We start from the raw sequence: 10,940 nt of genomic DNA on the forward strand, positions 1-10,940 counted from the left end.
CCGTCCTAACGGCCAGGCTGATCGTCGTCGAGCAACGACCCGCTGATCCGGTTCGAGTTGGACTGCGAACCGAAAAGACCGCCGTCGACCCGGTACGCGCTCGACGAACGTTCCTGCTCCTGTCCGCCGCCCGGCGCGTTGCCGAGCCCGCCCATCATGCCCCCGCCCATCATGGCCGGAGTGCCGGAACCGGTCGCGTCGTGGTGCACCGGCGCGGTACCGAGCTGCGAGGTGTCGGTCGGCGGAGCGTCGCCTGCCGAAGCGGCCATCGGGTCGGCGGTGTCGCCGAGGCCGTCGTGCGGAACGGTGCCGATGCCGGGGTCGGAGGAGAACGGGTCGAGCACCGATTGGGCGGTAGTCGACTCGTCCGGTCCCGACGCCGCCGCGGCGGGCGCGCTCGCTGGCTCGTGAGTCACCGGCAGTTCGTGCGACGGCGGCTGGCCCGGGACGATCCGGTGCTCCTGCGCAGCGGGCTGGTCAGGAGCAGCCTGGTGGCTCTGCGCGGCGGGCTGCTCGGGCACGACTTGGTGGCCCTGCGCGGCGACCTGGTCTGGGACGGCCTGGTTCGCGGCAGCGGCGACCGGCTGGCCCGCTGCTGCCGCTGCGTCCGGCACCGGCGTTCCGGGAGGCGTCGGTCCGCCCGGCGTGGCCTGCCCGCCGACCGCGGCTCCACCGCCGGCAGTGTGGCCGCTGGGGTTGAGCGCACCGTCGTCACCGAGGGTGTACTTCGTGGGATGGCCCGAGCCGTCGTCGATCGTCACGACCGTCGGGCCGTCGGCTCCAGACGGCCGTTCGGCCACGATCGACAGCTTGCCGTCCTGGATGTGGATCTTGCCGTCCGGACCCGGCTGGTACTTCTGCGCGCCGTCCTGGTTCTTCGCGGCGTCCTGGCCCGGGGTTCCGTCGTGGCCGGTCCCTTGCGCACCGTCGTGGCTTTGCGCACCGTCGTGGCCCTGCGGTCCGAACCCGGTCGCCGGGTCCGGGTGCTGCTGCCCGGGCACCGGAGTCCCCGGCGGCTGCGTCGCGTCCGGCTTTGCCTGGTCGCCGAAGTCGAGGTCGTAGGTCTTCTGCTTGCCCGTGCCGTCGTCGACGCTGATCCCCATGTGCCCGTCCTTGCCGGGTTCGGACATGGAGATCTTGTGCCCGTCGTGCTCGACGGTCATCGTCTCGGGCTCTTCAGGCTTGAGCGCCGCGCCCGTCTTCGGGTCGATCGGATACGGCTGCCCGGTCTTCGGATCGACCTCGAGCGGCTGGTGAGTGACCGGGTTGAGCCCCTCCGCCGACTGCGGCTGGGTTTGCGGAGTCTCCGGCATCTTGGGCGTCTGCGCCGCGGCCGGGGTCGGCCCGGAGCCGCCGGTGCTCGGCATTCCCGAGTCCTTGCCACCGCCGCCGGAGGACGACGGCGTGGTCTGCTGGCCGCCCCCGTCGGACTGCTTGCCGCCGCCCTGGTCAGCGGGCTTCGACGACGTGGTGAACAGATCCTCGCGAGCCTTGCCCAGCGAAGCGCCCAGCTCGTTCCACACCTGGTCGACGCTCGTGCGCGTGTGCTCGCAGACCTGCTGCCAGTTCGTGACGTGCTTGTCCATGAACCCGCAGAACCCGGCGAGCCACTTCTTGGCCCACTCCTGCCCGGCGTCCTTGGTGTCGTCGCCGAGGTCGCACTTGTCTCCGTTGACGGTGTTCTTCAAGTCTTCGGGCATGAACCGGACGAAGTGCTTGAAGTCGTCGTCGCTCGCGTTGCGGCCCATCTCGGCGACCCGGATCAACCGATCGATGTCGCCGGGCGAGAACTGCCCCTTGCTGGGGTACTCGGTGATGTAGTACTCCTGCAGCCACTGGCATTTCGCCCGGATCAGCTTCGCGATCGAGGCGATGCTGCGGTCGATCAAGCCCGCCCCGTCCTTCAGGGTCTGCTCGACGGCCTTGGTGCCGTCGGTGATCCCCTTCCAGGACTGCTGAGCCGAATCCCGCGCGTTGCCCGACCAGTTGGCGAACACGGTCGCCATCCGGTTGTCCTGGTCGGCCGCGGCGTCCACAATGGACGCGTTGACGTCCGTCAATTCCTTGGCAGCGGCCTTGAACTTGTCGAACGGGATGTCCCGCTGCTCGTCGAACGGGTCGCCGACGTGCGGCTGGAACGGGTGCTCCGGCAGGTTCTGCGCGACGAGACCGCGGGCGCGGTTGTAGAGGGGCAGCAGGTTCCGGAACGGCTGCAGACCCGAGACGCCGAGGTCGAGGATCTCGTTGGAGTTCGCGACACCCGGGTCGGTGTCAGTGTTCTTGGCCCCTTGGTCCTTCAGCTTCTGCTTGTCGCCGTCGACCGCCTGCTGCTGCTTGTCCTGCGCCGCCTTCGCGCCTTTGTCGGCGTCGCCCTTCGCCATGCTGTACCACTTGTCGACGTCGCCAGCGCTCGACGTCTCCCAGTCCATATCCCCTTCGGAGATGTTGAACCGTTTCTTGTAGAAGTCCCGCCAGTGGTTGCGGTCCTCGTCCCCTTGGAAGCCGTAACTCTGCGCGTCGCCCTCTTCTTCTTCGTCCTCGACGTAGTCGAAGTAGCGAAGCGCCAGACCCCGTTTGGTGTTATCGGGAACGCTGGGGTCGTTCATCAACTGCTGGAACTCTTGGAAGGACGGGATAGTCCCGTTGCGCTCGGCCATCAGCGTTTGCCGCTCTTCGTGATGGAGTCCGAGCTGCTCGCCTCGTTGGCGGTGTACTTCTTGCTCGCCGACCCGAGGTTGTTCCCGAAGTCCTCAGACGCCTTCACATAGCTGTCGACGCATTTGCCGACCGCTTCGATGCCGGTCTTGTACAGCTGGAACGAGCCGTGGTGCTTGCGCCCGAAGTCCGCCTCGGTGATCTGCATCTGCTTCAACGCGGGCAGCGTCGTCTGCAGACGGTCCTTCGCCGCGTCCCGGACAAATCCGCCCGCCGTTTCCAGCATCTGCGGATCGACGTTCTGTCGGTTCCCCACGCTCGCCCCTCCTCGACTGCCGAGTTCTTCCGGACCTTGGACGCACGGAAGCCGTCGGCGGTGCCGGACACTCGTCTACGGAATGTACCCGGAGAGTGACGAGGGGCGCAGCGATTCGGGCAGTTCGGTCAGGAGACCGCGGACACGACCCCAGCCAGCCGGTCCGCCGCGGCCTGGGCCGTGGCATGGGCCGGGGCTTCGACCATCACCCGCACCAGCTGTTCGGTTCCCGACGGGCGCAGCAGAACTCGCCCCTCCTCGCCGAGTTCCGCTTCGACCTCGCCGACAGCGTCGCGGACTTCAGCGGATCCAGCCACCGCCGCTTTGTCCGCGACCGGGACGTTGACCAGGACCTGCGGCAGCCGGTTCATCACCGCGGCCAGTTCGGCGAGCGGTTTGCCCGTCGCGGCCATCCGGGCCATCAGGCGCATCGCGGTCAGGAGGCCGTCGCCGGTGGTGGCGTGGGCGGGGAGGACCACGTGGCCGGACTGTTCGCCGCCGAGGGCCAGGCCCGAGGCGCGCAGTTCCTCCAGCACGTAGCGGTCACCCACCGCGGTCGTGACGACCGTGATGCCGTGCGCCTTCATCGCCAGGTGCAGGCCGAGGTTGCTCATCACAGTCGCGACCAGGGTGTCCTTCACCAGCGCGCCCTCTTCGGCCAGCGCCAGCGCCAGGACGGCCATGATCTGGTCGCCGTCCACCAGTTCGCCCGCGGCGTCGACGGCCACGCAGCGGTCGGCGTCTCCGTCGTGGCCGATGCCGAGGTCGGCGCCGTGTTCGACGACTGCCGCGCGCAGCAGGTCAGGGTGGTTTGAGCCACAGCTGTCGTTGATGTTGATGCCGTCCGGCTCCGCGTGCAGGGCCACGACCTCGGCGCCTGCCCGGCGGTACGCCTCCGGGGCGGCCGCGGACGACGCGCCGTTCGCGCAGTCCACCACGACCTTCAGGCCGGCCAGCGGATGCGGCGTCGCGGCGACCAGGTGCTCGATGTACTTGTCGAGCGCGTCCGGGACGTCGGTGACGCGGCCGACCCCGTCGCCGGTCGGGCGGGTGACGCCGGTCGCGTCGAGGCCGGATTCGATCTCGTCCTCGATGCTGTCCGGCAGTTTGTGCCCGCCGGCGGCGAAGAGCTTGATGCCGTTGTCCGGCATGGGGTTGTGCGAGGCGGAGATCATCACGCCGAGGTCCGCCTCCAGCGCACCGACGAGGTACGCGACGGCGGGCGTCGGCAGCACGCCGAGCCGCAGGACGTCCGCACCGGCCGACGCGAGGCCCGCCACCACGGCGGCCTCCAGCATCTCGCCGCTGGCGCGCGGGTCGCGGCCGACCACGGCCACCGGACGGTGCGAACGGTCGTGCGCCGCCAGCACTCGGGCGGCGCTCGCCGCGACCGACAGGGCCAGCTCCGGGGACAGGTCGGCATTGGCCAGACCGCGTACCCCGTCGGTGCCGAACAGTCGAGCCATCTCGACCTCCTTGTCCCTTGATTCACCGGCCTCGGGGCGCGCCGGGCCTCGACAAACCTAGCGCCGGACCCGGCAGGGGTGATCCCCTGCCCTACCCCAAGAGAGTCGTGCCGGCGGCGGAAAACGCATCAACCAGCCCGGAAAACGCCGGAAGCGCCCATCCGATGGACGGATGGGCGCTTCCGGGGTTGCACCAGGCGCGAAAATCAGCGCTTGGAGTACTGCGGGGCCTTGCGGGCCTTCTTGAGGCCGTACTTCTTCCGCTCCGTGGCGCGCGCGTCACGGGTCAGGAAGCCGGCCTTCTTCAGGGCCGGGCGGTCGTCGGCGTCGACCTCGACCAGCGCACGGGCGATGGCGAGACGCAGCGCGCCCGCCTGGCCCGAGATCCCGCCGCCCTTGAGGTTGGCGAAGATGTCGAAGGAGTCCGGCTTCTCGACGGTGACGAGCGGCTCCTTGATGAGCTGCTGGTGCACCTTGTTCGGGAAGTACTGCTCGAGCGACTTGCCGTTGAGCTTGAACTCACCGGTACCCGGCACGACGCGGACGCGGACCACGGCCTCCTTGCGGCGGCCGACCGTCTGCGCGTTGCCACCGGCGGCACGCGACGGGCGCGGGGCGGCGGCGGACTCGCTGGTCGCCACGGCCTCGGCGGGGGTCTCGGTCGAAGCGACGACCTCGGTCTCGGTGCTGGTCAACTGTTCCTCACTCACTGCGCGACCTGCGCGATCTTGGTGATCTCGCGCGCCTGCGGCTGCTGCGCGGCGTGCGGGTGCTGCGGGCCGGCGTACACCTTCAGCTTCTTGGCCATGGCGCGGCCGAGCTTGTTCTTCGGCAGCATGCCCTTGACCACCTTCTCAACGAGGTGCTCAGGCTTGGTGTCGAGCAGCTCGCCGAAGGAGCGCTTCCGCAGACCGCCGGGGTAACCGCTGTGCCGGTACGCGAACTTCTGCTCGCGCTTGTTACCGGTGAGAGCGACCTTCTCGGCGTTGACGATGATGACGAAGTCACCGGTGTCCACGTGCGGGGCGTAGGTCGGCTTGTGCTTGCCGCGCAGCAGCGTGGCGACCTCGGTCGCGAGCCGTCCGAGCACGACATCCTCGGCGTCGATCACGTGCCAGGCACGAGTGACGTCGCCGGGCTTGGGGCTGTACGTGGGCAAGGGTCTACCTCGTCGTCATTGCGTGTGGGTAATGTGCGGGCCGAGCGCTGACGCGCCGCAACGCACAACGACATATGAAGATACCCCTGTGGTCCCGCCTCTTGTGCAGCGGGGGTGCGAAGGCGCCTCGTCGGCCGGTCACAGCGTACCCGACCGGTTCCCGGAACCACCACGCCGCCGCGCGGGTCGAACCAGGATGAGACGATTCCGACGCGCGGACGCGCGAGCACGACGAGCACCTGGGGACAGCAGTTGAAGACACGAGCGAGGACGATCCGAGCCGCACGGACAGCGGGAGCCGTCGCCGCCGTGCTGGCTCTCGCGACCGCATGCGGGCAGGCCCGCGCCGGCACCGCGCTGCCCGACGGCGACCAGGCCGCCGCGTACGTCGGCGCGAAGTTCGAGAAGGCCATGTCGAAGCTCGCGGACACGATCGTCGAGCCGCGCAATGTGACCAACTCCGCGGACCGGTACTTCAAGTTCGACGACAAGTACCTGCACAACATCGTCACCTCCGCGCGCACCGGCAGCCCGGAGAGCCGCATCGTGCACAACCGGTCGCAGAAGAACCCCAACGAGTTCCTCGACTCGTTCACCCCCGCCGACGGCGCCGTCGAGTACCTCTACCTCGGCCCGGCCTACAAAACGCTCGCGCCGACGCCGTGGGTGTCGATGCCCAAGCCGGAGGCCGGGCTCGTCCAGCCGTGCGCGTGGGGCGGGGTGCAGATCGCGTGCAAGATGGGCGACGCGGTCGACAGCGCGTACAAGGCGGACAAGAAAGCGCTGCGCGGCGCCAAGAGCTCCGCGGACGGCACCGAGCAGCTGACCGTGAACGTGCCGTTCCCGATCTTCCTCGACCGGCGCGTCGAACTGCTCCCGGACAAGGTGCTCAACCAGGTCGGGCCGGAACTGCGCAAGGCCGTCGTGCCGAGCACGATCACGCTCAAGCCGGACGGCTCGCTCGCCGCGTTCACCATGGGAGCCAAGTTCGAGGGCGACGGGCACAAGGTCGAACTGCGCTACGAGTTCAAGTTCACCGGAGAGGCCACCTCCTCGGACCTGCCGACGGTGCCGGACGCCTCGCAGGTCACCGTCCTCGCGGACGACGCGGCCAAACAGGACTTCTACCGCAGGCTCGGCGAACTGCAGGGTCGCTGATGCGCGCCCTTCCGCCGATCGATCTCCGAGGTGAGCACTGATGACCCAGCCTCCCGACCAGTACCCGCAGGGGCAGCCGCAGTGGTGGCAGCCGGGGACGAACGCGCCGCCGCAGCCGGGTTATCCGTCCGGAGTGGACAGTTCGGGCCAGCAAGGGCAGTGGGCGCAACCTCCGGCGCAGCAACAGTTTCCGCAGGGGCAGTACCCACCGGCGCAGTATCCGCAGCAGGGTTATCCGCCCTACGGTCAGCCGCAGAGCCAGCCGACCCCGGCGCAGCAACCGCCGGGAGGAAACCCTTACGGCGGCGGGTTCCAGCCGTCCGAATACGGCGGGCTCGGCGCGTTTTCCGCTGCCAAGCCGGGAAAACCGCGGTCGAAGAAACCGTTCCTGATCGCCGGAGCGGTCGTCGTGGTGCTCGCCGCGGCGGGCGGGATCGCGTGGGCGACCGGAGTGTTCCGCGGGGACACCCTTGACCAGAAGTCGTTGCAGGAAGGTGTTTCCCGAGTTCTCAACGAGAGCTACGGCGAGCCGGACGTGAAGAACGTCGCCTGCCCCTCGGGACAAACGATCGAGAACGGCACCACTTTCGACTGCACGGTGCAGGTCGGCGGACAGCCGAAGAAGGTCACCGTGCGCGTGCTCAATGACAAGCCAGAATATTCCGTCGGCGCACCACACTGAGCGGCGAGAGTCGTACCGGAACCGGAGCTTTCAGCCGGGGCAGCGCACTCGACGGCGGGCAGAATATTCCATCGCCCCCCCGGCGAAAGCCTTTCCCGAAAACGAAAACGGCGGGCCGACACCCGAAGGTGCCTGGCCCGCCGTGGTTTCGGAGCTTGGCTCAGAACAGGTTCTGCACCGAGCGGTCCGTCGCCGTGTAGCCGTCCGCGATCTGCGGCAGCACAGCGGCGATCTGCGCGAGAAGCTGACCGAACTCCTCGAACTTCTGGTTCCACTCGTTCTGGGCCTGGTGGTACTGGTCCTTCGCTTCACCGGTCCAGCTGTTGGTCAGCGGAGCGAGGTCGCTCTGCAGGTTGTCGAAGAGGGTGCGCAGCTCGCCGCCGGTGGCGGTGCAGTCCTCAGCGGCGCGGTGGATGGTACCCGGATCAACAACAATGCGGCCGTCAGGCATGTCGAACTCCTGTCAGAAGAAAGAATGAAAGATGAAGGCGAATCTGGAACGGAAAAGAACTGGATCAGCCGAGAACGCCGAAGCCCTTGTTGAGCGAGTTGATGTGCTCGTGCTGAGCCGCTTCGCTCTTGGCGTAGGTGGATCCCGCTTCCTGGAGCAGCTCACCGATGCGGTGCAGCGCGTCGTTCAGGCCGCGACCGCAGTCGTCAAAGCGGCGCATGACGTTGTCGAAGGCACGCTGGGCGTCGCCTTCCCAGCCCGCGCGGGTCGCTTCGATGTTGGAGCGCAGGTCGCTCAGGTTCTTGTTCATCCGGCTGGTCGCGTCGACGACGCGCCCTTCCGCCGCGGTGAATTCCTTCGGATCCCCAGTGAAACCGCCAGCAGCCATGGGAGCTACCCCCTTCGTCAGTGGTTGTGCGCGCCGGCTGGTGTTTCCGGCACTGCACCTACGACGAAGACATTGCCAGTTCGGTTCACACTTGTCGCGACTTCTTCGCAAGTAGTTGCTTGCGTGAACGCGCCATCAGGGAACCGGTCGGCAACGGGCGGGTGAACGGCGTGCCGGCGACCCCGAAAAAACCTTGTCCACCAGCGTGGTTAGCACACGCACAGCCGGTTCCCGGAAACTTTCAGGAGTCCCGGCTCATGATTCGCGACTGCGAAAAGTCCTCGTCCTCTTCACTCGTCCGTGTCTGTTCGGGCGGAATCTCCGGACGAAGGGGAACCGGCTCAGGCGCGACGGGCTCGGCCGGCATCGGCAATCCGCGGGCCGCACGGAACCGGCGGGCGGCCCCGCGCAACGCGGACGGCGCGGGTTCCGCGGCGCCGGAAAGCCGCCGCCTGCCGAACTCCTTCAGCAATTCCCGGTTCTCATTGCGGTGCCGTTCGCTGCGCGCGAGCGCGGTGCCCGCGACGCGGCGCGAGAAGGTGACGGCGTCCTGTCCGGCTCGGGTGAAGGCCGCCGGCGCGGATTCCGGTTCGGAGGCCACAGATGCTCCTTCAGCTGGTGATCTTCAGCGTGCGCACCACTTGCTCGCACGCGGCGTCGACGCGCTGCTGCACCGCGGGTGATTGGTACTGGCAGCCGACGTGCACGCGGATCCGGCCCTGCACGAGCACATACCAGCGGACGGTAATCCGTTCCGGTTTGCTCTCGACGTAGCCGATCACGTTCCGGCCACCGTAAGTCAGATCAGGCTGGAACGCAGTGTAGTTCGCGTTTCCGCTGACCCCGGACCGCAAGGCGTCGACGAGTTTCTGCCGGTCGGCCGTCGCGTCGTAGTCCATCACGAACTCCTGCGCGAGCACGAGATCGTTGCCCTTGGCGGCGTCCTGCGGGTGCAGGATGACCTGCCGGTCGGCGACCTCGTCGGTGGTCTGGATCCAGTCGTTGGGCGCGACGAGGCTGAAGTCGTACTGGGAGAACGAACGGCCTTGATCGGAGCTGTCTCCGCTGCTGACGAAGTAGACGACTCCGCCCGCGATCAGCGCCACGACCGCCACCGCCGCGGTGATCAACCACAGCCGACGGCGTTTCTTCGCCTTTCCGCCGGAGTCGCCCACGGCGTCCGCGCCGGGAGCGGTGAACCCGCCGTTCGCGGAACTGTTCTGTCCCAACGAGTTCTTGCCCGGTCCAGTCTGCAATGGACTCGGACCGGCGGGTGCCGCGACGCCGAACGGCGCGCTTTGCGGTCCCCTGGCCGCATCGGCGGGCGAGAACCCGCGCGGCGGCAACGGCTGCGCCGGAGCGCTCCGCGGCGGCGCGTTCAGTGCGTTCGGCGCCGGCGGCGGACCACGGCGGATCGGCGCGTCTCCCCGGACGATCTCGGTGCGGTGCTCGGAGTGCCCCGGGATCGACGAACCGGGCAGCACGCCGGTGCGGTCCGGTTCCAGCAGCACCGCCCGGAGCGCGCCGCGTGCCACGACCGTCTCGGGCTGGTCCAGACTCGTCGGCACCACGCCGGTGCGCTCGTGCACGAGCCGGGAAATCATCGGGATCCGGCTCGAACCGCCGACGAGGAAGATCGCCGCGAGCTGTTTGGGGCGCAGGCCGGAATCCGCGATCGCGGCGCTGGTCAGCTCGACCACCCGGCCGAGCGGAGCCGCGATCAGCCGTTCCAGGTCCACCCGCGTCACGTGCGCATCCGCGAACGGCGGCGGCAACGGCACATCGGTGTACGTGTGCCGCGACAACGTTTCTTTGGCTCCGCGGACATCCTGGCGCAGCACCCGGCGCCGCCGGCGCTCAGCCAGCTCGCGGCCTTCGACCAGCTGCTGCCACGCCTGCGGATCCGTGCCGGACACCAGCGACCCGACGTGCTCCAGCAACGCCTGGTCGATGTCGGCCCCGCCGAAACTCGGATCGCCTCGCGTGGCCAGCACCTGGAACCCGCCCCGCTGCGGCGGCGCACCCGGCACGCGGGCCGCGCGCGCTGCCTCCGGCGACCGCTGGACGACGCTGACGTCGACTGTGCCGCCGCCGAGGTCTAGCACCGCCAGCGCGTCGCCAGGACGACCGGAGAACTCGACCGTCCGGCCGCCCAGCGAAGCCTCCGGGGCGAAGGTGGCCGCGTGGTACACCGCCGCGGCCACCGGTTCCGGCACCAGCGCCACCTCGCGCGCCAGCCTGCCCGCGGCCTGGCGCAGCAGCCGGGTGCGGATCGCGCCCCAGTCCGCCGGGTGGGTGAGCACCAGCAAGTCCACCTCGACGTCGCCCGCGACGCGCCGCGCCTCGGCGACCGCCCGGTCCAGCACCGCGTGCACGACGTCGATGACCCGCAGCACCGAATCGCCGAGCAGCAGATCGCCCTCGTCGATCCGCCGCTTCGGATTCGGCTCGTACCGCGACGGGTCGACGGCTGCCTGCCGCTCGGCCTCCTGGCCGACGAACAGGGTCCCGTCGGACGCCGCGTACACCGCCGAGGACATCAGCGGCTGCCCGTCGATCACCACGACCTGCGGCTCGCGGCCGTTGACCGACACGACGACGCAGGTGCTCGAGGTCCCGAAGTCGACCGCGACCCGCACCGTCACCGGGCACCCCTTCCGTCAAC

11 protein-coding genes are annotated in these 10,940 nt (G+C 69.0%); 2 read left to right on the forward strand and 9 right to left on the reverse strand.

Annotated features, from left to right (window positions below; all coding sequences use genetic code 11):
* Positions 1–5: 5 nt before the first annotated feature.
* The 5 genes from DMP23_RS30275 to rplM all read right to left on the reverse strand — a co-directional run bounded on the left by DMP23_RS30275 (position 6) and on the right by rplM (position 5,596).
* The gene (locus DMP23_RS30275; RefSeq protein WP_337823219.1) at positions 6–2,657 is read right to left on the reverse strand and encodes a hypothetical protein; all 2,652 of its coding nucleotides are present in this window, start codon (positions 2,655–2,657) and stop codon (positions 6–8) included.
* Entirely contained in the window at positions 2,657–2,971 is a 315-nt protein-coding gene (locus DMP23_RS30280; protein WP_235146890.1) for a hypothetical protein, read from the reverse strand. The genes DMP23_RS30275 and DMP23_RS30280 overlap by 1 nt, the downstream gene beginning before the upstream one ends.
* Positions 2,972–3,099: 128 nt before the next feature.
* Entirely contained in the window at positions 3,100–4,437 is a 1,338-nt protein-coding gene (glmM, locus tag DMP23_RS30285; protein ID WP_037816242.1) for a phosphoglucosamine mutase, read from the reverse strand.
* Positions 4,438–4,643: 206 nt separating this feature from the next.
* Positions 4,644–5,132 (reverse strand): 30S ribosomal protein S9, encoded by a 489-nt coding sequence (rpsI, locus tag DMP23_RS30290; protein ID WP_037816243.1) that lies wholly within the window; start codon positions 5,130–5,132, stop codon positions 4,644–4,646.
* 11 nt (positions 5,133–5,143) lie between these two features.
* Positions 5,144–5,596, reverse strand: a complete 453-nt coding sequence (gene rplM, locus DMP23_RS30295; RefSeq protein ID WP_009072361.1) for a 50S ribosomal protein L13 — start codon at positions 5,594–5,596, stop codon at positions 5,144–5,146.
* 309 nt (positions 5,597–5,905) lie between these two features.
* Between rplM and DMP23_RS30300 the strand changes: the two genes are divergently transcribed.
* Positions 5,906–6,754, forward strand: a complete 849-nt coding sequence (locus DMP23_RS30300; RefSeq protein ID WP_093572674.1) for a hypothetical protein — start codon at positions 5,906–5,908, stop codon at positions 6,752–6,754.
* A 40-nt stretch (positions 6,755–6,794) separates the two neighbouring features.
* Positions 6,795–7,436 (forward strand): DUF4333 domain-containing protein, encoded by a 642-nt coding sequence (locus DMP23_RS30305; protein ID WP_134731514.1) that lies wholly within the window; start codon positions 6,795–6,797, stop codon positions 7,434–7,436.
* Positions 7,437–7,596: 160 nt separating this feature from the next.
* Here the strand turns inward: DMP23_RS30305 and DMP23_RS30310 are convergent, their stop codons facing one another.
* The 4 genes from DMP23_RS30310 to DMP23_RS30325 all read right to left on the reverse strand — a co-directional run bounded on the left by DMP23_RS30310 (position 7,597) and on the right by DMP23_RS30325 (position 10,920).
* A complete protein-coding gene (locus tag DMP23_RS30310; protein WP_037816245.1) occupies positions 7,597–7,887 on the reverse strand; it encodes a WXG100 family type VII secretion target in 291 nt (96 codons plus the stop codon).
* A 64-nt stretch (positions 7,888–7,951) separates the two neighbouring features.
* Complete coding sequence (locus DMP23_RS30315) at positions 7,952–8,275, reverse strand: WXG100 family type VII secretion target (RefSeq protein ID WP_009072357.1); 324 nt, start codon at positions 8,273–8,275, stop codon at positions 7,952–7,954.
* A gap of 241 nt (positions 8,276–8,516) precedes the next feature.
* A complete protein-coding gene (locus DMP23_RS30320; protein ID WP_037816246.1) occupies positions 8,517–8,876 on the reverse strand; it encodes a hypothetical protein in 360 nt (119 codons plus the stop codon).
* Positions 8,877–8,886: 10 nt separating this feature from the next.
* Positions 8,887–10,920, reverse strand: a complete 2,034-nt coding sequence (locus DMP23_RS30325; RefSeq protein ID WP_337823220.1) for a type VII secretion-associated protein — start codon at positions 10,918–10,920, stop codon at positions 8,887–8,889.
* Positions 10,921–10,940 lie beyond the last annotated feature (20 nt).

The sequence above is a fragment of the Amycolatopsis sp. A1MSW2902 genome, assembly GCF_017312175.1.
GTDB classification, from domain to species: Bacteria; Actinomycetota; Actinomycetes; order Mycobacteriales; family Pseudonocardiaceae; genus Amycolatopsis; species Amycolatopsis nivea.